A 22,319-nucleotide genomic window follows, 5' to 3' on the forward strand; every position below is an offset into this window, starting at 1 on the left:
GCCTGGCGAATTCGCCCTCATGCGGCGTCAGCACGAGCGCCGGCGCGCTCGAACGACGGGCGGCTTCGAACAAAACGTTCGGCGTATCGCGAAACGAAGTAATACCATCGGCATCGAGCACCAGCCCGTCGACCCTGCCGTCTGGCCGCTGCCCGGTGGCCAACACGCCGAGGGCAAAATCACGTGTTTTTTCGCCGACGCCAAATCCGGGTCCGAGGACGAAAGCCGACGGCCGGCGGCGGCCGATGAATTCCTGTACGTCCGCAACGCTGTCACTCTTGTGCAGCATGATCGAGGTCAGATGCGCGGCATTTACCTGTAGCGCATCTGCCGGCGACAGCACGGTCACAGCCCCTGCCCCGCTTCTGGCCGCGGCAAGCGCCGACAGCCGTGCGGCGCCCGTTGCCGACGGCCCGCCGGAAAAGACGCCGACATGGCCGCGCCTGTATTTATGGGCGTCGACGGCTGGAACAGGGAAATTCCCGATCCAAAGCGGCGGTGTGTTCTCGAAGGTCCGCGGTTCAAGCTGCGCAATGATCCCGTCGCCGATGCCGATGTCGGCAAGCACCAGGTCGCCGCACATCTCGCGCCCAGGCAACAGCAGATGGCCGGGCTTTTTTCGCGCAAACGTCACCGTGATCCGGGCACGGAATGCCTGGCCGAGACTCTGGCCGCTCTCGCCTGACACGCCTGAGGGCAGATCGACCGCGACGACAGGCAGGCTCAGGTCTGTCGCGACCTCGACCGCCCTGGCGGCATCGCCGGACAGCGGCTTGGACAGCCCTGCCCCATAAAGCGCATCGACCACGATCGAGCCTGTCTCGGCAACAAACTCCGATAGCGGCCGAGGCCTGACCGGACACTCCGAAGCAGCGAGCGCTGCGTCGCTGCCGGCTTTCGGCGAGCCGGACGCCCACACGGCTACGTCGACGGCGCTGTCCCTCAGAATGCGGGCGACGACATATCCGTCGCCACCGTTGTTGCCGGGACCGCACAGGACGTGGACCCGTCTGGCAACTGGAAAATGGGCGAGCACCACGGCAGAGACCGCGGCACCTGCGTTGCGCATAAGGTCTATGCCGGCCAATGGGCCGGTGGCGATCGCCAGCCGGTCGGCCTCGGTCATCTCGGCCGGAGACAAAAGTTCGTTATTCATGGAGTGCCGATACGCATTGGCTCAAGCCCAATCACCTTGTGTTCAAAACCCCGGTCCTGTGTTCAAAGATCGTCCAGTTTTCGGTTCGAAGCAAACGGGTGCCGAGATGGCGCAATCTGTAAGCACATCGTTGGGGACAATGGCGTCGCCGAAACACAAATGCCTGCAAAGTGCGCTATATGCTCAATTATTGTGCGGACGGGAGCGCTGACAATGTGTAGGTTCCCAGTATCCATGACGCATCCAACGCAGCGAATGACGCGAAATCACATCCTGACGCGGCATGGCATCGAAATCGCGTGATACCGCTTCGAATCCCCTCAAATTGGCACAGTTCGTGCTTGAAGGAGGCGCAAGCGGGGCTCACAACCCGTCTTTTTGGCAGTGGAGGCCACTTTTTACATGAAAAAGATCGAAGCGATCATCAAGCCGTTCAAGCTAGACGAAGTGAAGGAAGCGCTTCAGGAGGCCGGGCTGCAAGGCATCACCGTTACGGAGGCCAAGGGTTTTGGCCGCCAGAAGGGCCATACCGAGCTCTATCGCGGCGCCGAATATGTCGTCGATTTTCTGCCCAAGGTGAAAATCGAGGTCGTGCTCGGCGACGACGCGGTCGAAGGCGCGATCGAAGCCATTCGCAAGGCCGCCCAGACCGGCCGCATCGGCGATGGCAAGATCTTCGTCTCCAACATCGAGGAAGTCGTGCGCATCCGCACCGGCGAAACAGGGATGGACGCGGTCTGAGGTTTCTGATTTCAGATCATCTCCTCGAAACGTCATCAGACAGGGAAACATGACATGACGACAGCCAAAGACATCATGAAGCAGATCAAGGACAACGACGTGAAATTCGTTGACCTGCGTTTCACAGATCCGAAGGGCAAGCTGCAGCACGTGACTATGGATGTCGTCGAGGTCGAGGAAGACATGTTTGCCGACGGCGTCATGTTCGACGGATCCTCCATCGCCGGCTGGAAGGCGATCAACGAGTCCGACATGGTGCTGATGCCCGACACCGAGACGGTGCATATGGACCCGTTCTTCGCACAGTCGACCATGGTCATCCTGTGCGACATCCTCGATCCGATTTCCGGAGAGTCCTACAACCGCGACCCGCGCGGCACCGCCAAGAAGGCCGAAGCCTACATGAAGGCGGAAGGCATCGGCGATCAGATCTTCGTCGGCCCGGAAGCCGAGTTCTTCGTCTTTGACGATGTCAAGTACAAGGCCGACCCGTACAACACCGGCTTCAAGCTCGACTCGACCGAATTGCCGTCCAACGACGACACCGACTATGAGACCGGCAACCTCGGTCACCGTCCGCGTATCAAGGGCGGCTATTTCCCGGTGCCGCCGATCGATTCGGCACAGGACATGCGCTCGGAGATGCTGACCGTGCTCGCCGAAATGGGCGTGCGCGTCGAAAAGCATCACCACGAAGTCGCAGCTGCCCAGCACGAGCTCGGCATCAAGTTCGACACGCTGGTCCGCAACGCCGACAAGATGCTGATCTACAAGTATGTCGTGCACCAGGTCGCCAACGCCTACGGCAAGACGGCCACCTTCATGCCGAAGCCGGTCTTCGGCGACAACGGCTCGGGCATGCACGTCCACCAGTCGATCTGGAAGGGCGGCAAGCCGACCTTCGCGGGCAATGAATATGCCGGCCTCTCGGAGAGCTGCCTGTTTTACATCGGCGGCATCATCAAGCACGCCAAGGCCATCAATGCCTTCACCAACCCGCTTACCAACTCCTACAAGCGCCTGGTGCCCGGCTATGAAGCGCCGGTGCTGCTCGCCTATTCGGCTCGCAACCGCTCTGCCTCCTGCCGCATTCCATTCGGCTCATCGCCGAAGGCCAAGCGCGTCGAGGTCCGCTTCCCCGATCCGGGCGCGAACCCCTACCTCGCCTTTGCCGCCATGCTGATGGCCGGCCTCGACGGCATCAAGAACAAGATCCATCCCGGCCAGCCGATGGACAAGGATCTCTATGACCTGCCGCCGAAGGAACTGAAGAAGATCCCGACCGTCTGCGGCTCTCTGCGCGAAGCGCTGCAGAACCTCGATAAGGACCGCGGCTTCCTGAAGGCCGGCGGCGTGTTCGACGACGACCAGATCGACAGCTATATCGAGCTCAAGATGGCCGAAGTGATGCGCTTCGAAATGACCCCGCATCCGGTCGAGTATGACATGTATTATTCGGTCTGACCGACCGTTAAGAGACAAGAAAAAACCCCGGCGGAGACGCCGGGGTTTTTTCTTGTCATCTGTCGTAGGAGCCAATCGAGATATGGCCGTGCGGATAGAAGTCGGTAAGTCGGATAGGCAGAAAACAATGCGAGGTTTTCATAGTACGGCAACAGGAACGTTATATTAGTGCTCTTTAACGCGACCTATTTATTGTCGATCGCTAATGCATCATACTAAGGCGGTGGCTTATCAAGCGGAGGGGGCGATGCAAATCCATTTTCTCGATGTAGGTCAAAGCCAGTATGGCGACTGCATATTGATTCAGGCGAACAGCAGAACCATCCTTATCGACGGTGCTCACAAGGGCGACTTCACAGGATCCTCTGGGCACCTTTCCATCCCCGCGCAGCTCCGTGAATTGATGGACCAGCCGGAAGGACCGCTCGAACTTTCTCTGCTCATCCTGACGCACTGTCATTCCGATCACATCGGGTGCCTGCCGGAAATGGTTGAGCGGGAGGTCATCGCGCCCAAGGTCGCTCTGGTTGCCGATGAGTTTGCTGGATATGGACTCGCGCTCGGCAGCGATGCATCCGATCGCCTGCGGTTTCGTGTTCTGGCCAGCCTTCAGGAAGAGCCTCTGGCTCCCGGATTGAGCGATGCAACCGTACAGGCGTTCATATCCGACGCCGCTTCCCAGCGTGATCTGTACATCGAGATGATTGAAACATTGGAGCAGCGCGGCACGAGAGTCGTTCGCTACCGCGGTCTCGACGATCCGGAGATTTCTGATCTTGAAGAGCAGTTCCGCAATATCGGTCTGAAGGTTCTCGGACCGTCAGCGGAACAAATTGTCCTGTGCGCGGAAACCATCGCGCAATTCGATCGTGACGCTGTCGACGCGATTGCCAGCCTGCAGGCCGGCGATCTCGACGACGTGGCCATCTACCGGACACTTACCGACGGCAATCCGACACCGGACGTCATTCTTCCCGATGCCGTCCTCGACTTTCTCGACAGACCTGGCGCAGGCGCCGCCAAGAACAACCAGAGCATTGTCATCTCCGTGGGAAAAGGAGCCAATCGTTGCTTGCTCACCGGCGATATGCAGTTCGCCGAGGCCGAGGTCGAAGGCCTTGAAAATGAAATGGCGGCTCTTTTGGACCATGTGGTCGAAGCGGGACCGTATGCGTTCATCAAGCTGCCGCACCATGCCTCCTACAACGCTTTCGAGGAGCATGTGCTGTCGCGATTCCCCGACACCCGATTCTTTGGTATGTCGACCGGCCGCAACGGAGCGGCGCATCCAAATCCAAAGGTGCTGCGGCTGCTTCGCAATTCAAGCAATCCGCTCATCTGGGCCAGAACGGACAAGAACGGCCAGTTCACGGTCGACGTTTCCCGGGGACAGGTAAGGATCAGCATAACAGAGGGCGAATTGAGCGATCCACAGCCCAAACCGCGTGACGAATTGGTCCTCGAGCCCGCAACGGCCATCTCAACGGTGACAATGCCGGCTGGGCCGCCACCGGCCTCGCTTGGCGGAAATCCAATTTCCGGGATGGCCGCGTCTCAGCTTCCGGCCGATGCAATTTTGGAGATCACCGCGAAGATCCCGGCACTGCTGAAGCGGGTAACCATCACGGTAGACATCGAGCAAAACACAGTTGGTGCGGTTTCTGCCTCCGACGATATGACGAAGCGCTATCTGGGAAATCGCCGTGTCCTGCCCAGGCTGTTGTTCTTGACTGATCCTCAACGGCTGCGGCGCAAGATCGGCGATGCAGGTTATGACACGGCGAGGACCATGATCGAGGAAGGCGGCAGTACGCTTGTCGAAGCCACGGGCGAGGAAGCTACCTTCACCAAGATCAGGAATAGCGCGACGGGAGTGAAGGGTGTTGTAATCCTCGGCGACTACAATGTCGTGCCCGCGCTGATATACGACGTTCTGCCTCCAGACCTGAGGGACAGAGTCTCGGCGAATTCGGATCCTGACCGCTTTGTCGTCTGGAGCGACCAACGATATGGCGATGTCGACGGAGACGGTCTCGGGGAATTGCCAGTGTCGCGAATTCCCGACTGTTCGAGCGCGGCGTTCCTGCTGGGTTGCCTCACGGCCGAAGACAACCGCACCACACCGATCAAGTTCGCGTCGCGGAATGCCGAGCGACCGTTTGCGGATAACGTGTTCCGTAGGCTTGGCGGACGGGGTCAAATGTTGGTCAGCGGCCCGGACGACTTCGGAAACGTTCGGACCGGGCACTTCGATGCGCGGCAGCTCTATTTCATGCTACACGGTTCCGACACCGACGGAACCCGGTTTTGGGGCGAAGACGATGGAGGAGCGGTCGAGGCGGTGAACCTCACCAATCTTGCCGGCGCCATCAAGGCCCATGGAGCCACCGTGCTCACCGGCTGTTGCTGGGGCGCCCTGACGGTGCAGGAGATCGCGACACGGGCAAGCGATCACTGGGCGGTCACGCCGAGGACCGTCGCTTCGTCGTTGGCATTGCGTTTTTTGGAGCTCGGAGCGCTCGCCTATGTCGGTTGCACCGGTGCCCACTATTCGCCGTTGGACGGTCAGCTGAATTTTTTCGGGGAGCCCATCCACCGCAGCTTCTGGATGGCCTTCGCAGCTGGGGCTGCGCCGGCGCACGCTTTGTTTCAAGCCAAGCAGGCCTATATAAGGGATATGCCTCACGGCCGTGTAACTGCCCCGGAATGGGCGATCGAGTATAAAATCCTGAGGCAATTCACTTGCTTGGGACTGGGATGGTAGTCCAAGCGGTGGTAGTGTGGGATTAGAAAGGTGGCTGTCATGGCGAAGAGTCCCAAGACAATTGCAGAAGAAAATATGAAGGGTTGGACGGCGATCGATGAGATTCCGATCGACTCTACGTCGCTTCCCAAGGTCGACGGGGTTGGAGCGGACCTTGATCATCTGAAAGTAAAATACTTCGGCCAGGGAAAACCGCGCGGGTCGGATGCCGGGGCGGGCCGCGTCCGAGACCCCAATGAATCCGATGATGCGGCGTTGGTGGTTATGGAACGTCAGGGCGAGCACGATTTCGCCCCCGGCCGGAAGACTGTAATTGTGCGCGGTAACAAGGTAGTCGGCACGCAGGGCTGAAACTTCAGACCCACTATCTTTAGCTTCAGCCCGCTATCGTTGCGAACAATCTCGATGCTCGACTGTCTTTAGTTGCGGCGAGTCAAAGACATCATCCGCCACATCACGGCGCAGACGCTGGCGTCTACGCCGTGCGGAATGCTCAGGCTGCGGCCTTCTTCTCTGCCGTGCTCACGGAGGCGATCGTCTTCAGGATCTGGGAAGCGATCTGGTAGGGGTCGCCCTGCGAGTTCGGGCGGCGATCCTCGAGATAACCCTTATAGCCGTTGTTGATGAACGAATGCGGCACTCGGATCGAGGCGCCGCGGTCAGCGATGCCATAGTTGAACCTGTTCCATGGCGCGGTCTCATGCTTGCCGGTCAAACGCTTGTCGTTGTCCGGGCCATAGACGGCGATGTGGTCCATCAGGTTTTTGTCGAAGGCGGCCATCAGCGCCTCGAAATAGGCCTTGCCGCCGACTTCGCGCATATGGGCGGTCGAGAAGTTGGCGTGCATGCCGGAACCGTTCCAGTCGGTGTCGCCGAGCGGCTTGCAGTGATATTCGATGTCGATGCCGTATTTCTCGGTGAGGCGCTGCATCAGGTAGCGGGCCATCCACATCTGGTCGGCGGCCTTCTTGGAGCCCTTGCCGAAAATCTGGAATTCCCACTGGCCCTTGGCGACCTCGGCGTTGATGCCTTCATGGTTGATGCCGGCGGCAAGGCAGAGGTCGAGATGCTCCTCGACGATCTGCCTGGCGACGCTGCCGACATTGCTGTAGCCGACGCCGGTGTAGTACGGGCCTTGCGGCGCCGGGTAGCCGCTTTCGGGGAAGCCGAGCGGGCGGCCGTCCTTGTAGAAGAAGTATTCCTGCTCGAAGCCGAACCAGGCTCCCTCGTCATCGAGGATGGTGGCGCGCTTGTTGGATGCATGCGGCGTCACGCCGTCCGGCATCATGACTTCGCACATGACGAGCACGCCATTGGTGCGCGCGGGATCCGGATAGATGGCGACCGGCTTCAGCACGCAGTCGGACGAGTGGCCCTCGGCCTGCATGGTCGAGGAACCGTCGAAGCCCCACGGCGGAAGCTGGTCGAGCGTCGGGAACTCGGCATATTCCATGATCTGCGTCTTTCCGCGAAGGTTGGGAACCGGGGTGTATCCATCGAGCCAAATGTACTCGAGCTTGTATTTCGTCATTCTAGCCTCTCGTTGCTTGATCACCGAACCTTGGACGGCGCTGGCGTGCCAGCCACCCTGCAGCCGACCTGCCGGATTATTAAAAAGCAATTCGTGTGCCATTTTCACCGGCAAAGGATGCGACAAAACTGACGCCGCATCCCGACAAATTCGTTGCGTCGTCATCGCAATGCGTCCGGATCAATCACAAGCATGTTTTGTATAAATAATAGGCAGTTGCTGATCTTTTTATAATCATATTGCCTAACTGGATTGCAGAACCTATCTTCGGGAAAGGTTGAATCGGCAAGGCTCTGCAGAAGAAAGGAGACCGACAATGGAAATCACTCCTACCCGTCAGTCGGCCAAAATCCTGATGTTCCCGGTGGCAGCGCGCGCTTCTGCCTCAAATTTAAGCGGAAAGGCTAAGTTCGCGGCAGAACTTGCTTCATTGCGCAACCGTACGGATTTCGGAAGCGGCTGGTATCACGAAGCGGCCATCAAGGAAGAGAAACAGGAGCGGAAGAGCTAAAGGCCCTTCCTTCCGCCCCGCTTCCGACGAATTGAAAAGCCCGGCGCGATCACTCGCGCCGGGCTTTTCATTTTCGCCGTCAGGCCAGGATCAGGTCTTGGCGTGCAAGTTCGTTCCCAGCGTATCCTTGACGAAGATCATACCGACGATCAGCGACATCGCCGCGATCACCACCGGATACCAGAGGCCGTAATAGATGTCACCCTTGTAGGCGCTGAGCGCGAACACCGTTGCTGGCAGCAGGCCCCCGAACCAGCCATTGCCGATGTGATAGGGCAACGACATGCCGGTATAGCGGATGCGTGTCGGGAACATCTCGACCAGGATCGCGGCGATCGGTCCGTAGACCATGGTCACGTAAAGGACCAGGATGAACAGGATGCCGATGACCTTTGCCCAGCTGACCTGTTCAGGGTCGGCAAACATCGCAAAGGCGCCTGCTTCCGGGACGTTGTAGACGGTGATCTCGGGCGCTCCCGCCGCAGCCTCATCGGCCGTCAGCAGCTTGTCCTTGATCGCCTGGTCGACCGCAACCGTCGTCTTGTCGCCGGCACGGATTGCGGCGGCGTCGAGCTTCAGTTCCGGGTTGGCCGCGACGAAGGCGTCAAGCTTCTGGTCGGCGACCTTGGCTGCAGCACGCTTGAGCGGGTAGCCGCCGTCCTGCAACGCAATGTTGATTGCCTTCTTGAAGGCGGCGTCGCTTAAAGTTGCCTTGTCTGCGGCTGCCACGGCATCATAGGACGCCACCGTTTCGGCGCCGATCTTGACACTGGCCGCGGTCCCCGGAGCCGCTGTCGTGACAATGTCATAGGGCACGGAGCTCTTGGCGAGGAAGTCCGTCGCAATATCGCACGACGTGAGAGGCTTGCGCGTTCCAGTCGGATTGAACTGGAACTTGCAGTCGCCAGGCGCAGCGGTAATCGTGGCACGGGTGTTTTGCTGCGCAGTGGCGAGCGCCGGATTGGCTGCCCAGGTCAGCGCCTTGAACAGCGGAAATGTGGTGACGATCGCCAGCGCCAGGCCCGCCATGATGATCGGCTTGCGGCCAATTTTGTCGGAGAGCCAGCCGAACACGACGAAGAAGATCGTGCCGAGCGCCAACGCGATGGCGATCATGATGTTGACCGACTGGCCGTCGACCTTGAGCACGTTCTGCAGGAAGAACAGTGCGTAGAACTGCCCGTTGTACCAAACCACGGCCTGGCCAGCAGTAAGGCCGAGAAGCGCCAAAATGGCGATCTTGGCATTTTTCCATTGGCCGAACGCTTCCGTCAGTGGCGCCTTGGAGCCCTTACCTTCATCCTTCATCCGCTGGAATGTCGGCGATTCGGCAAGCGACAGGCGTATCCAGACCGAAATGCCCAGCAGGACCGCAGAGACCAGGAACGGTATGCGCCAGCCCCAGGCCGCGAAGTCTTCCTTGCTCAGCGAATTCTGCACGATCAGGATGACGATCAGCGACAGGAACAGGCCGAGCGTGGCTGTCGTCTGGATCCACGACGTGTAGAAGCCACGACGATCGTCGGGAGCGTGCTCGGCGACGTAGGTCGCAGCACCGCCATACTCGCCACCCAGCGCCAGGCCTTGCAGCATGCGCAGTGCAACCAGGATGATCGGCGCCGCGATGCCCCAACTGGCTGCGCCAGGAAGTATGCCGACCAGGAAGGTCGACAGACCCATGATCAGGATGGTAACGAGAAAGGTGTATTTACGGCCGACGAGATCGCCGATGCGGCCAAACACCAGCGCCCCGAATGGGCGCACGAGGAAGCCCGCGGCGAAAGCCAGCAGCGTGAAGATGTTGCGCGTTGTTTCGGGATATTGCGTGAAGAACGCGGCGCCGATCGCGGCCGCCAAAGTGCCGTAGAGATAAAAATCATACCATTCGAAAACGGTGCCGAGTGAGGAAGCGAAGATGACTTTCTTCTCTTCCCGCGTCATGCCGCGGCTTGCTCTGCCGGCGGTCGCTGCCATTACCATGAATTCGTCCTCCCGTGATATCTCGCTGTGCTTGATGCTGCGCGGTGTCGTGCCTCTGGACACGGAACTCGCGCAGCTACCGCCGCAAGAAATGACAGAAAGCGCCGCCCAGAGGCAGGCCGTCTTTGGGATTATGACTTTGGTCCAATATGCAACGCGGGCGGCGATTGCGGTCAGGCTTTGAGTGCCTCGATCAGGCCGACGGCGGCCATCATGTCGCGCTTGCGGGCCGAGCGGCGGGCGACAGCTTCCGCGTCATGGCCCCAGTGCTCGGCCTGCCAGTCCTCGTCGACATGGCCGGCAGTCCAGGCGGCGTCGCCGTCGATCTCGCCGAAATCGACGGCCAGAGCCAGCAGAGCCGATCCCGTCAGCGACGTCATGACGTGGATGGCCGCCAGCCGTAATGGATCGGCGCGCTGGGCAAGATGGACACCGAGCACCGCGATGCTCTCGCGCGGCGGCTCGACATGAATCACCCCTTCGGCGAGGTGAAACCGGGCGCCAAGCGCGCTCCGCGCCCAGTCGATGATGGGATCCCAATGTTCGTTCTGCCGGTCGACCAGCCCTTGTGGAGCGTCGGCGCGATAGCAGAGCAGATCGGACGAGGCGAAGCGCAGGATGTCCTCCAGCACCGCTTGCGGGTCGCTGGCGACGCCGTCGATGGCCGTATTGACCAGACGCATGACCGGCATCGTCACCGGGTCGATAGTCTCACCTTGCGCAGCGAACTCGTCGGCGACCAGAGCGGCCGCTTTTTCGGTCGGCAGGACCAGCAGCGCCTTGCCCGGCGTGCGGACCGGCTTGCCATCGAGATGAACGGCAAAACCATCTTCGGCCGGTGCGACCGAAACGGCTTTGTAGAAGCGTTTCGGCAAGTGCGTCTTCATCTGGATTTGGGCACGGCGCACCGGATCCGGATCGGAAAGCTGCTTTCCCGCTTCGAGGTCGTTGAGGATATCGCGCATGCCGGAGCCTTTCATCCGGGGATCTGTTTTCGGGCTGGCCGGTTCACGATGATCAGGCCGGCTGCGATGAGGCCGAGTGCCAGGAAAATACGAACGCTCAGCGGCTCGTTCAAGAAGATGGCGCCGCACAGAACGCCGAACACCGGCGACAGGAAGGTGAAGCTCGAGAGGCCCGATGCCGGATAGCGCCTGATCAGCCAGAACCACAGCACATAGGTGAACGCAACGATGTAGACCGCCTGGAAAAGCAGGGCCAAGGTCGGCAAGGCGGCGAAGTCGCGGACGGGCGGCCCGGCGAAAGGCAGCACCAAGGCGCCTACCACGGCAGCGCCGGCCAGTTGGTAGAGCAGCAATTTCTCGGCGCTCGTTTCCGCCAATTTCGTCCGCTTGATGACGATGTAGGTCAAGGCCCAGAGAATGCCGGCGCCGAGACTGAGCAGATCACCGGTCAGTGTCGAACCATTGTCGGCGCTCAGCTGGTCGGAGAACACCGCTACCAATCCGGCGAAAGCGAGCAGAAGGCCGACGAGCCGGCGCACGGTTATGCGTTCGCCCAGCAGGAAATGCCCGCCGACCAGAACCCAGAACGGCATGGTATTGACCAGCAAGGTGTTGCGCGCGACGGTCGTCTGTTCGAGCCCGACATAGAGAAACAGGAACTCGAGACCAAAAAGCGCGCCTGCCAGAATACCGGCGACAAGCGTTCCGTCGCGGGCAAAAAGCACAATGCCGCGCCAGCGGCACCAGATGAGAACGCATAGCCCGCCAATGACCGACCGTGCGATCGACAGGAAAACGGGATCGTAGCCGGCATAGGAGATCTTGGCGGCGACATAGTTCAGCCCCCAGGAAAAGGTCAGCCCGACCATGATGGCGGCGGCCGCCATGTCGACCGTGTCGCGGCGGTCGAGCGTATCGGTGGCGATACCCACAGCCCTAGTCCTCTGCGCTTGCGTCGTCGAAGCCGATCAGGTTCCAGCTCTGGCGCATATGCGGCGGCATCGGTGCGGTGACGTCGATAAAACCCTTGTCGGGATGCGGGATGACGATGCGGCGCGCGTGCAGATGCAAGCGGTTCTGCATGCCGCCGGGAAAATCCCAATTGGTGTCGGCCTCGAAATATTTGGGGTCACCGATGATCGGGCAGCCGATGTGAGCGGCATGGACGCGAAGCTGATGGGTGCGGCCGGTATAGGGCTCCATCTCCAGCCAGGTCATCGTCTGCGCCGCCTGCTCGATGATACGGTAGTAAGACACCGCATGGTCGGCGCCCTTTTCGCCATGCTTGGCGACGCGCACGCGGTCGCCGTCCGGCGTCGGCTCCTTGATCAGCCAGGTCGAGATCTTGTCCTCGCGCTTCGGCGGCACGCCCTTGACCAGCGCCCAGTAGGTCTTCTTGGTCTCACGCGCCCGGAATGCCTCGGCGAGCTTCATGGCAGCGAGCCTGGTGCGGGCGACGACCAGCACGCCTGACGTGTCGCGGTCGAGCCGATGCACCAGACGCGGTTTCTCGCCCTTCTGGTTGCGCCAGGCTTCCAGCATGTCGTCGACATTGCGGGTGACGCCCGAGCCACCCTGAACGGCAAGGCCGGCCGGCTTGTTGAAGACGAAGACTTTCGGATCTTCATGGATCAGCATCTTGGCCAGGACGTCGGCGTCGCCCTGGTTGCGGATCGAGTGACCAGTGAGCGCGCTTTCACCCTTCTTGTCCACTTCGAGCGGCGGGATGCGGACCATCTGGCCGGGCTCGACGCGGGTATCGGCCTTCACCCTGCCGCCATCGACACGGATCTGGCCGGAGCGCAGCAGCTTTTGCAGATGACCGAAGCCAAGGCCCGGAAAATGGGTCTTGAACCAGCGGTCGAGCCGCATGCCCGCCTCGCCAGCCTCCACCGTGATCTGTTCAACGCCTGCCATTGTCTCGTTTTACCCGTTTCTAGCGCATGACCTGAAATCGATTTTCGGAAAGGGTCGTGCGCAAAATCAAAATGCTACAGCGTCCTAAGGGACGCGAGGTGCTGCAAGCGGGGGCAATAGCATTAAGGCAGGCTTCTTGCGAGCCAAAGACCCAGAAACAGGGCAATGATCGCGCCAATGAGGCTGGCAAGGGCATATCCGAACGCCGGCAGCGTCGCGCCACGCTCCCACAGCGTCGCAAAATCGAGCGAAAAGGCGGAGAAGGTGGTGAAGCCGCCGAGGATGCCGGTGGCAACGAACAGCCGAAGCTCGTTCGATCCGCCGTAGCGCCGCGCCAGGGTCGCGATGAACAGGCCCATGGCAAATGAGCCGACAATGTTGATCGCCATCGTGCCCCAGGGAAAACTCGGGCCGACAAGACGCAGCGCAACGAAATTGGCGATGTGGCGGAGCCCCGCACCAATAGCGCCGCCCGCGGCAACGAGGAGGAGATTGATCATCGCCGTCTACTGCCCCTACAGGGCGGGCTCGGTCAATCCCTGCTGCTCAGCGTGTGGCGCCGTCCCGAGTGGAAAAACTGTGCGAGGCTACTTTTCCCGCTCGCTGCGCAGCTTCGCCCAATAGTCGAGCCGTTTCCTGATATCGCGTTCGAAACCGCGTTCGGGCGGATCATAGAATGTGCGGCGGCCCATCTTTTCCGGAAAATAATCCTGTCCGGAAAACGCGTCCGGCTCATCGTGGTCATAACGGTAGCCCGCGCCGTAGTCTTCTTCCTTCATCAGCTTGGTCGGCGCGTTGAGGATGTGTTTGGGCGGCAGCAGCGAGCCGAACTCCTTCGCCGCCTGTGTGGCGGCCTTAAAGGCAGTGTAGACGGCGTTGGATTTGGGCGCGCTGGCGAGATAGACGGTGGCCTCGGCGAAGGCGAGCTCGCCCTCTGGCGAGCCCAGATAGTCGTAGGCATCCTTGGCGGCATTGGCGATGACCAGCGCCTGCGGGTCGGCCAGCCCGATATCCTCCATCGCCATGCGCACCAGCCGGCGGCCGAGATAGAGCGGATCCTCACCGGCGTCGAACATGCGGGCGAGATAATAGAGGGCGGCGTCCGGGTCGGAGCCGCGCACCGATTTGTGCAGCGCCGAGATCAGATTGTAGTGGCCGTCCTGGCCCTTGTCGTAGATCGGCGCGCGGCGCTGGACGATGCGCTGCAGGCCCTCGGCGCCGAACACCTCGCTTGACTTGGCGGCGCGCCAGACCTCTTCGGCCAGCGTCAGCGCCGCGCGACCATCGCCATCGCTCATGCGGACGAGCATCGCCCTCGCCTCGTCGTCGAGCGGCAGCTCCCTGCCCTCGGTCTCCTCCGCCCGCGCCAGCAGCTTGGCGATGCTGTCCTCACCGAGCGAATGGAAGACCAGCACGCGGGCGCGGGACAACAGCGCGGCATTCAGCTCGAAGGACGGGTTTTCGGTGGTGGCGCCAACCAGCACGACAGTGCCATCTTCCATCACAGGCAGAAAACTGTCCTGCTGGGCGCGGTTGAAGCGATGGATCTCGTCGACGAAAAGCAGCGTCTGACGGCCATTGGTGCGACGCAGCTTCGCCGTCTCGAACACTTTTTTCAAATCGGCGACGCCGGAAAACACCGCCGATATCTGCTCGAAGGCAAGGCTGGTTTCGCCGGCAAGCAACCGCGCGACGGTAGTCTTGCCCGTCCCCGGCGGCCCCCAGAAGATCATCGAGCCGAGCGAGCCTGAGCCGATGAGCCGCGTCAGTGCGCCGTCAGGCCCGGTCAGATGCTCCTGGCCAACGACCTCGGCAAGGTTCTTCGGGCGCAGTCGGTCGGCCAGCGGCCTGCCGGGCGGCGCTTTTTCCGGTTCATCGACACTGAACAGATCGGCCATGCACTTCTTTTCGCTGGAGCGCGATCTCGTCCGAAGGATCGAGTTCGGGCTTAGTAACGCAACACCTGGCGCAGTATCTGCCCGCCGCGCTCGACGGTAAAGCGCCACCAGCGAGTCTCCTGCATGGATGCCTGTTCCAGGGTCGCTGCGGTATCGATGGTCAAGCCATTGACCTCGCGAACGATGTCGCCCGGCTGGAAGCCGAAGCCGGCTGCGGGCGAGCCACGATTGATGTCGATCACGGTAACGCCCTTGGCATCCGTGCGCATGCCTAGCCGCTGAGCGAGCCGAGGCGACAGTTCAGCAACCTTGGCACCGGAAAACGGGCTGCGGCCGCGCAGCGTCACTTCCGCAAGTTTTGCACCTTCCGGAGCGCGCTGCAGCGCGATGTCCATCGTCGCTTGCTGGCCTTTGCTCAGCACGGCGAAGCTGGCACTGGTGCCGATCGACAGCGTCGCCATCCGGTAATCCAGCGCCTCGATACTCTCGACCGGCGTGCCGTTGAGCGACAACACGACGTCACCGGCCTTGAGCCCCGCCGTGGCCGCCGGCCCTGCTGCTTCGACAGACGAGACCAGCGCGCCGGTCGAGGTCTCCATGCCGAGCGATTCGGCGATCTGCGGCGTCACGCGCTCGAATTCGGCGCCGATATAGGGCCGCTCGAAGAAGTCGCGCCCGGCCTTGGCCGCATCGGCAAAAGCGCGAACCATGTTGGAAGGAATAGCAAAGCCGATGCCGATCGAGCCGCCGCTACGGCTGTAGATCGCCGTGTTGATGCCGACGAGCTGGCCGCCCATGTTGATCAGCGCGCCGCCGGAGTTGCCGGGATTGATCGCGGCGTCGGTCTGGATGAAGAAACTGGAATCGGAAACGCCGATGTGGCTGCGGGCAAGCGCCGAAACAATGCCGCTGGTTGTGGTCTGGCCGACACCGAAGGGATTGCCGATGGCCAGCAACAGGTCGCCAACCTCGAGCGCATCGGAATCACCGATGGCGACGACCGGAAATGGCTTGTCGGCGGAGATCTTGAGCACAGCGAGGTCAAGCGTCTCGTCCTTGAGCAGCACCTTGCTGTCGAATTCACGCCCGTCCGCGGTAGCGACCTTGACCTGATCGGCATCCTTGATGACGTGGAAATTGGTGACCACTATGCCTGTCGGATCGACCAGCACGCCGGAGCCGAGCGAGGACTGCGCACGCGGCTGCGAACGGCCGAAGAACTCTTCGAAGAACGGATCGCCGTCGAAGGGCGATCTCATCTTGGCCGTTTGCGAGGCATAGACATTGACCACGGCCGGCGCCGTCTGCTTGACCAGCGGCGCGAAGGACAGTTGCACCTCCTCGCGGCCGAATGGCACGCGCTTGTCTGGACCGGAGGTGGCATTTTCGCCTTCGGCGCCGCGCAGCAGGTCGGTCAGCACATCGGACAGGCCGGGATCGGCTTTGGTGTCCTGCGCCAGCGCCTGCCTGGCCGCCGGCACGACTGCCAGCGCCATCAAGGCGCAGAGTAGAACAAGGGACAGCCGTTTTACGTGCATTCCGAATCCTCCGGGTCGGGCGCCATTGTCCCGACGATTGTGCAAAATGAAAGGCTAAGGCGCTGAAATCCGATTATTTTGGGCGGAAAGGCATGAGCTGAGCCAAGAAGTCGCAGCAAATGCTCCTTGCCGCTTCCGGAATGCGAAAAGGGGCCCGCAGGCCCCTTAAACTCACTCAGGAGAAACCGAAGCTTATGCAGCTGCGGCTTCCTCGTCGGTGCCTTCGGCCTCGATGCGGGCACGGTCGCCGGCGCCTTTGGCCGAGGTGTCGCGATCGACGAACTCGATGACCGCCATGGCGGCATTGTCACCGTGGCGGAAGCCCGCCTTCATGATGCGCAGATAACCGCCGTTGCGGGTGGCGTAGCGCGGCGCGATCGTGTCGAACAGACGCTTGACGACGCCTTCATTGCCGATCTGGGCAATCACCTGACGGCGGGCATGCAGATCACCGCGCTTGCCGAGCGTCACCAGCTTCTCGACGATCGGACGCAGATCCTTCGCCTTCGGCAATGTGGTGAGGATCTGCTCATGCTCGATGAGCGATACGGCAAGGTTGGCAAACATCGATTTGCGATGGCTTATGCTGCGGGCGAACCGGCGGCCTTTAAATCCGTGGCGCATGGCTCTTCTCCTTCATTCCGGGTTCAAGAGGCCACAGCCTCAGTTGGTTAGCCGCATGATCTTGCCCGAAAAGTCTGCAACTTTTCGGGATCATGCTCAATATTGATCTTCGTAACGCTTGGCGAGGTCTTCGATGTTTTCCGGCGGCCAATCCGGCACTTCCATGCCGAGGTGCAGGCCCATCGCCGCCAAGACTTCCTTGATCTCGTTCAGCGACTTGCGGCCGAAGTTCGGGGTGCGCAGCATCTCGGCTTCGGTCTTCTGGATCAGGTCGCCGATATAGACGATGTTGTCGTTCTTCAGGCAGTTGGCCGAACGCACCGAAAGCTCGAGCTCGTCGACCTTCTTGAGCAGCGCCGGGTTGAAGGCAAGCTCGGTCACCTGCTCGGCGGCGACTTCCTTCTGCGGCTCGTCGAAATTGACGAACAGGCCAAGCTGATCCTGCAGGATGCGAGCGGCGAAAGCCACCGCGTCCTCGCCCGAGATCGAACCGTCGGTGTCGATCGTCATGGTCAGCTTGTCATAGTCGAGAACCTGGCCCTCGCGGGTGTTCTCGACCTTGTAGGAAACCTTCTTGACCGGCGAGTAGAGGCTGTCGACCGGGATGAGGCCGATCGGCGCGTCTTCGGCGCGATTGCGGTCGGCCGGAACGTAGCCCTTGCCGGTATCGACAGTGAACTCCATGCGGATTTCAGCGCCTTCGTCCAGCGTGCAGATGACGTGGTCGGGGTTGAGGATCTCGACGTCGCCGACCGTCTGGATGTCGCCGGCGAGAACGGCGCCCGGTCCCTGCTTGCGCACGACCATGCGCTTGGGGCCGTCGCCTTCCATGCGGATGGCGATTTCCTTGATGTTCAAGACGATGTCGGTCACGTCCTCGCGCACGCCGGCGATGGACGAGAATTCATGCAGAACGCCGTCGATCTGCACGGCGGTCACAGCCGCGCCACGCAACGAAGACAGAAGCACGCGACGCAGCGCATTGCCGAGGGTAAGACCAAAGCCGCGCTCGAGCGGCTCGGCGACCAGCGTGGTCAGCGTCTTCTTCTTCGACGAAAACTCGATCTTGTTCGGCTTGATCAGTTCCTGCCAATTTTTCTGGATCATAATACTTTCCTTCCGTTGACCCGCCACCATCCAATCGTGGCGGGCGACCTGGAATGCCGTGGAGGAACGCAACTGGGCGTTCGCGCGGCGTTCGGTAATTTCCTAAAGCGCGTCGCGCTTTAGGTCTCTGTTTTTATGCATGTCGTTGCCCCAAAACCGCTGCGCACTTTTGGGCGACATGCTTTAGACGCGGCGCTTCTTGCGCGGGCGGCAGCCATTGTGCGGGATCGGCGTCACATCACGGATCGAGGTGATGGTGAAGCCGGCTGCCTGCAGCGCGCGCAGCGCCGATTCACGACCGGAGCCGGGTCCGCAGACCTCGACCTCGAGCATGCGCATGCCGTGTTCCTGGGCCTTCTTGGCGACGTCTTCGGCAGCCATCTGGGCAGCGAACGGCGTCGACTTGCGAGACCCCTTGAAGCCCTGGGCTCCCGCCGACGACCAGGCAATCGAATTGCCCTGCGCGTCGGTGATGGTGATCATCGTGTTGTTGAAGGTCGAGTTGACGTGGGCAACGCCCGACGAGATATTCTTGCGTTCGCGACGGCGAACACGTGTGGCTTCCTTGGCCATGATGGTCCTTTCAGTTGATCTCTACACCGCCGTAATGCCAGCGGCTCCACCTTGCTAAGGGAGTAGGGGAATAGGGCAGTAGGGAGTATGTCTGGCCGCAGACGAACCGCGCCGCATTACATACTGCCTTACTGCCCTACTCCCATATTCCCCTAAATTACTTCTTCTTGCCGGCGATCGACTTGGCCGGGCCCTTGCGGGTGCGCGCATTGGTGTGCGTGCGCTGGCCGCGAACCGGCAGCGAGCGGCGATGACGCAGGCCGCGATAGCAGCCGAGGTCCATGAGCCGCTTGATGTTCATCGACACTTCGCGGCGCAGATCGCCCTCGACCTGATAGTCGCGGTCGATCGTCTCGCGGATCTGCAGCACTTCCGCGTCGGTCAGCTGGTTGACGCGGCGCTCGGCCGGGATGCCGACCTTGTCGACGATCTCCTGGGCGAAGTTCTTGCCAATGCCGTGAATGTACTGAAGCGCAATGACGACGCGCTTGTTGGTCGGAATGTTAACGCCAGCTATACGAGCCATGTTCTTCTCTTCTCCATGTGGGCCGGACAAGCCGGCGCTATCAAAGTTGCCCCGCGTCCGGTGGAGGCCGGCCCATGCGGGAGTTTCCAGTTCAAAGCGGCTGCCTTGCCCTTGCGGGCAAGCAAGCCTCATGCCTGATAGGAAGACGGGCCGCCATACCCCAGCGAGCCGCTCCAGTCAAGCGTAATCGTTTATTTTCCGTTTGCCGCCCCTTGGGTCGCGGCCGCGAGCACCACTTCGATCTGTTGCGTCACCGCATCAATGTCGGCCATTCCGTCGACACCTCTCAGCTTGCCCTTGGCATAGTAGTAGCCGATCAGCGGCGACGTTTTCTTGTAGTACTCCCTCAGGCGCTCTTCGAACACCGCCGGATTGTCGTCTTTGCGTACCGGCAGACCCGCGGCCTTGGCCTGTTCGGCGCGCTTGCCGATTCGACCAACCAGTGCCTTGTCGTCGACGACGAGTTCGATGACAGCGTCGAGCGTGAGGCCGCGATCCGAGAGCATCGATTCAACCGCGTCCGCTTGCACCAAGGTTCGCGGGTATCCGTCAAGGATGAATCCCCCGGCGCAATCGGCCTGATCGATCCGCTCGGCCACGATGGCGTTGACGATGGCGTCGGAGACCAGTTCGCCCGCGTCCATCACCGCCTTGGCGCGTTTGCCGACATCGGTGCCGGCCTGGACAGCAGCGCGCAGCATATCGCCCGTGGAGAGTTGGGGTATGCCGTATTTTTCTACCAGTCTTTGTGCTTGCGTCCCCTTGCCCGCCCCTGGCGGTCCAAGCAATATCAACCTCATCTGGCCTTTTTCCCCCCGCGCAGCTTCGACTTCTTGATCAGGCCCTCATACTGATGCGCGATCAGGTGACCCTGAATCTGCGCCACCGTATCGAGCGTTACACTGACCACGATCAGAAGCGATGTGCCACCGAGGTAGAATGGTACGCCAGTCGCTGAAATCAGGAACTCGGGCAGCAGACACACCAGCACCAGATAGATGGCGCCGACGACGGTGATGCGGGTGAGAACATAGTCGATGTAATCGGCCGTGCGCTCGCCCGGACGGTAGCCCGGAATGAAACCCGAATGCTTCTTGAGCTGGTCGGCGGTGTCCTTCGGGTTGAAGACGATCGCCGTATAGAAGAAGGCGAAAAACACGATCATCGCCGCATAGAACGCCATGTAGAGCGGCTGGCCATGGCCGAGTGCCGCGAGCACGGTGCTGGCCCAGGCTGGCATGTTGGTGGTCTGCGAGAAGCCTGCGACCGTCGCCGGCAGCAACAGCAGCGAAGAGGCGAAGATCGGCGGAATGACGCCGGCCGTATTGAGCTTGAGCGGCAGGTGCGAAGTGTCGCCCTGGAACATGCGGTTGCCGACCTGGCGCTTCGGATACTGGATCAGCAAGCGCCGCTGGGCGCGCTCGAAGAACACGATCAGCGCGATGACGACGACGGCGAGAACGATGATCGCCAGGATCAGGCCGGTCGACAGCGCGCCGGTGCGGCCAAGTTCCAGCGTACCGGAGATGGCTTGCGGCAGGCCGGCGACGATGCCGGAAAAGATGATCAGCGAAATGCCGTTGCCGATGCCGCGGGCGGTGATCTGCTCGCCGAGCCACATCAGGAACATGGTGCCGCCGACCAGCGTGATGACCGTCGAGACGCGGAAGAACATGCCTGGATCGCTGACGATGCCGTTGCCGCCTTCCAGTCCGACCGAAATGCCATAGGCCTGGACCAGCGCTAAAAGCACGGTGCCGTAGCGCGTGTACTGGTTGATGACCTTGCGGCCCTGCTCGCCTTCCTTCTTCAGCGCTTCCAGCGACGGGATGACGGAGGTCATCAGCTGCATGATGATGGAAGCGGAGATATAGGGCATGATGCCGAGGGCAAAGATCGCCATGCGCTCCACGGCGCCGCCGGCGAACATGTTGAACATGCCGAGCACGCCCTTGCTCTGCGACGAGAAGGCCTGGGCGAAAGCGTCGGGATTGATGCCGGGCAGCGGGATATAGGTGCCGAGGCGGTAGACGAGCAGCGCACCGATGGTGAACCAGATGCGCTTCTTCAGATCCTCCGCCTTGGCGAAGGCCGAGAAATTCAGATTCGAGGCTAGTTGTTCAGCAGCCGAAGCCATGCCTGATTCTCCGCTTGGTCACGCTCGATGGCCCGCAACTCAGGCGGCGCGTGTCACCGAAGCTCACGAGATAAGCTCCGGACTGCAAACATGCAAGCGGCCGCGTTGACGCGGCCGCCATATTGGTCGGATCAAAGCGCAATCAAAAGCGAAACGTATCCCACTCTTGCCGATCGCGCTTCAAATCGACGTTACTCGGCGGCTGCCTTTTCCGGCAGCTTCACCGAACCGCCGGCCTTTTCGATCTTCTCGATGGCAGCCTTGGAGGCGCCGGCCACGTCGAAGGCGAGTTTCGACTTGATGTCGCCGTCGGAGAGGATGCGCACGCCGTCCTTGACGCGGCGAATGACGCCGGCAGCGACCAGCGCTTCGGCCGTCACAGTCGTCTTGGCGTCGAGCTTCTTGGCGTCGAGCGCGGCCTGGATGCGGGCCAGCGACACGACAGTGAAGCTCTTGGCGAAGATGTTGTTGAAGCCACGCTTCGGCAGACGCCGGTAGAGCGGCATCTGGCCGCCCTCGAAGCCGTTGATGGCGACGCCGGAGCGCGCCTTCTGACCCTTGACGCCGCGACCGGCGGTCTTGCCCGAGCCGGAACCGATGCCGCGGCCGAGACGCTTCTTGGAATGCGTCGCGCCGTCCTTGTCACGCAGATCGTTGAGTTTCATCTGAGTTCTCCTGCGCTCTGGCTCAGCCCTCGTCCACGACGCGGACGAGATGCTGGACGGCAGCGATCATGCCGCGCACGGAGGGGGTGTCCTCCAGCGTGCGCTGCTTGTGCATCTTGTTGAGGCCGAGGCCGACCAGCGTCGCGCGCTGCTCCTTCGGCCGGCGGATCGGCGAACCGATCTGCTCGACGGTGATGGTCTTGGTTGCTTTCTTGGCCATGG

Annotated in this window: 22 protein-coding genes; 5 read left to right on the top strand and 17 right to left on the bottom strand. The window is 61.2% G+C overall.

Annotated features, from left to right (window positions below):
• On the bottom strand, nt 1–1,156 hold a 1,156-nt coding region (locus EOC93_RS19745), incomplete at its 3' end, for an NAD(P)H-hydrate epimerase (RefSeq protein ID WP_127205459.1).
• A gap of 402 nt (nt 1,157–1,558) precedes the next feature.
• On the opposite strand from EOC93_RS19745, the gene EOC93_RS19750 reads away from it, so the two are divergent.
• The 4 genes from EOC93_RS19750 to EOC93_RS19765 all read left to right on the top strand — a co-directional run bounded on the left by EOC93_RS19750 (nt 1,559) and on the right by EOC93_RS19765 (nt 6,476).
• Nucleotides 1,559–1,897 carry a P-II family nitrogen regulator gene (locus EOC93_RS19750; RefSeq protein WP_006205430.1) on the top strand — a complete coding sequence of 113 codons (339 nt, stop codon included), beginning with the start codon at nt 1,559–1,561 and terminating at the stop codon, nt 1,895–1,897.
• Between the two features lie 54 nt (nt 1,898–1,951).
• The gene (glnA, locus tag EOC93_RS19755) at nt 1,952–3,361 is read left to right on the top strand and encodes a type I glutamate--ammonia ligase (protein ID WP_095488582.1); all 1,410 of its coding nucleotides are present in this window, start codon (nt 1,952–1,954) and stop codon (nt 3,359–3,361) included.
• A 247-nt stretch (nt 3,362–3,608) separates the two neighbouring features.
• Nucleotides 3,609–6,125 carry an MBL fold metallo-hydrolase gene (locus tag EOC93_RS19760; protein WP_164759205.1) on the top strand — a complete coding sequence of 839 codons (2,517 nt, stop codon included), beginning with the start codon at nt 3,609–3,611 and terminating at the stop codon, nt 6,123–6,125.
• Nucleotides 6,126–6,164: 39 nt separating this feature from the next.
• A complete protein-coding gene (locus EOC93_RS19765; RefSeq protein WP_095488580.1) occupies nt 6,165–6,476 on the top strand; it encodes a hypothetical protein in 312 nt (103 codons plus the stop codon).
• A gap of 142 nt (nt 6,477–6,618) precedes the next feature.
• Here the strand turns inward: EOC93_RS19765 and EOC93_RS19770 are convergent, their stop codons facing one another.
• Complete coding sequence (locus tag EOC93_RS19770) at nt 6,619–7,656, bottom strand: glutamine synthetase beta-grasp domain-containing protein (protein ID WP_127205461.1); 1,038 nt, start codon at nt 7,654–7,656, stop codon at nt 6,619–6,621.
• 316 nt (nt 7,657–7,972) lie between these two features.
• On the opposite strand from EOC93_RS19770, the gene EOC93_RS19775 reads away from it, so the two are divergent.
• On the top strand, nt 7,973–8,167 hold the full coding sequence (locus EOC93_RS19775) for a DUF2735 domain-containing protein (RefSeq protein WP_029352253.1): 195 nt from the start codon (nt 7,973–7,975) through the stop codon (nt 8,165–8,167).
• Between the two features lie 90 nt (nt 8,168–8,257).
• Here EOC93_RS19775 and EOC93_RS19780 read toward each other — a convergent pair whose 3' ends face one another.
• From EOC93_RS19780 to rpmD, 15 genes are all read right to left on the bottom strand, one after another.
• Nucleotides 8,258–10,147, bottom strand: coding sequence for an MFS transporter (locus EOC93_RS19780; protein WP_127205462.1), 1,890 nt, complete (start codon nt 10,145–10,147; stop codon nt 8,258–8,260).
• Nucleotides 10,148–10,320: 173 nt separating this feature from the next.
• A complete protein-coding gene (locus tag EOC93_RS19785; RefSeq protein WP_127205469.1) occupies nt 10,321–11,112 on the bottom strand; it encodes an ATP12 family chaperone protein in 792 nt (263 codons plus the stop codon).
• An 11-nt stretch (nt 11,113–11,123) separates the two neighbouring features.
• A complete protein-coding gene (locus EOC93_RS19790) occupies nt 11,124–11,999 on the bottom strand; it encodes a DMT family transporter (protein ID WP_164759206.1) in 876 nt (291 codons plus the stop codon).
• A 49-nt stretch (nt 12,000–12,048) separates the two neighbouring features.
• Nucleotides 12,049–13,029 (bottom strand): RluA family pseudouridine synthase, encoded by a 981-nt coding sequence (locus EOC93_RS19795; protein ID WP_127205464.1) that lies wholly within the window; start codon nt 13,027–13,029, stop codon nt 12,049–12,051.
• A gap of 122 nt (nt 13,030–13,151) precedes the next feature.
• Nucleotides 13,152–13,529 (bottom strand): fluoride efflux transporter CrcB, encoded by a 378-nt coding sequence (gene crcB, locus EOC93_RS19800; RefSeq protein ID WP_127205465.1) that lies wholly within the window; start codon nt 13,527–13,529, stop codon nt 13,152–13,154.
• An 87-nt stretch (nt 13,530–13,616) separates the two neighbouring features.
• The gene (locus EOC93_RS19805) at nt 13,617–14,927 is read right to left on the bottom strand and encodes a replication-associated recombination protein A (protein ID WP_127205466.1); all 1,311 of its coding nucleotides are present in this window, start codon (nt 14,925–14,927) and stop codon (nt 13,617–13,619) included.
• A 50-nt stretch (nt 14,928–14,977) separates the two neighbouring features.
• Complete coding sequence (locus EOC93_RS19810; protein WP_127205467.1) at nt 14,978–16,465, bottom strand: DegQ family serine endoprotease; 1,488 nt, start codon at nt 16,463–16,465, stop codon at nt 14,978–14,980.
• Between the two features lie 192 nt (nt 16,466–16,657).
• Nucleotides 16,658–17,089 (bottom strand): 50S ribosomal protein L17, encoded by a 432-nt coding sequence (gene rplQ, locus EOC93_RS19815; RefSeq protein WP_023799277.1) that lies wholly within the window; start codon nt 17,087–17,089, stop codon nt 16,658–16,660.
• 96 nt (nt 17,090–17,185) lie between these two features.
• Complete coding sequence (locus EOC93_RS19820; protein ID WP_023799278.1) at nt 17,186–18,196, bottom strand: DNA-directed RNA polymerase subunit alpha; 1,011 nt, start codon at nt 18,194–18,196, stop codon at nt 17,186–17,188.
• Nucleotides 18,197–18,379: 183 nt separating this feature from the next.
• The gene (gene rpsK, locus EOC93_RS19825) at nt 18,380–18,769 is read right to left on the bottom strand and encodes a 30S ribosomal protein S11 (RefSeq protein ID WP_023799279.1); all 390 of its coding nucleotides are present in this window, start codon (nt 18,767–18,769) and stop codon (nt 18,380–18,382) included.
• A gap of 157 nt (nt 18,770–18,926) precedes the next feature.
• Nucleotides 18,927–19,295, bottom strand: coding sequence for a 30S ribosomal protein S13 (gene rpsM, locus EOC93_RS19830; RefSeq protein WP_029352234.1), 369 nt, complete (start codon nt 19,293–19,295; stop codon nt 18,927–18,929).
• A gap of 191 nt (nt 19,296–19,486) precedes the next feature.
• The gene (locus tag EOC93_RS19835) at nt 19,487–20,095 is read right to left on the bottom strand and encodes an adenylate kinase (protein WP_127205468.1); all 609 of its coding nucleotides are present in this window, start codon (nt 20,093–20,095) and stop codon (nt 19,487–19,489) included.
• Nucleotides 20,092–21,432, bottom strand: coding sequence for a preprotein translocase subunit SecY (secY, locus tag EOC93_RS19840; protein WP_095488570.1), 1,341 nt, complete (start codon nt 21,430–21,432; stop codon nt 20,092–20,094). The genes EOC93_RS19835 and secY overlap by 4 nt, the downstream gene beginning before the upstream one ends.
• A gap of 191 nt (nt 21,433–21,623) precedes the next feature.
• Complete coding sequence (gene rplO, locus EOC93_RS19845) at nt 21,624–22,097, bottom strand: 50S ribosomal protein L15 (RefSeq protein ID WP_095488569.1); 474 nt, start codon at nt 22,095–22,097, stop codon at nt 21,624–21,626.
• 22 nt (nt 22,098–22,119) lie between these two features.
• Entirely contained in the window at nt 22,120–22,317 is a 198-nt protein-coding gene (gene rpmD / locus EOC93_RS19850) for a 50S ribosomal protein L30 (protein ID WP_006205449.1), read from the bottom strand.
• Between the last annotated feature and the right edge of the window lie 2 nt (nt 22,318–22,319).

Source organism: Mesorhizobium sp. M6A.T.Ce.TU.002.03.1.1 (assembly GCF_003997275.1).
Lineage (GTDB): Bacteria > Pseudomonadota > Alphaproteobacteria > Rhizobiales > Rhizobiaceae > Mesorhizobium > Mesorhizobium mediterraneum.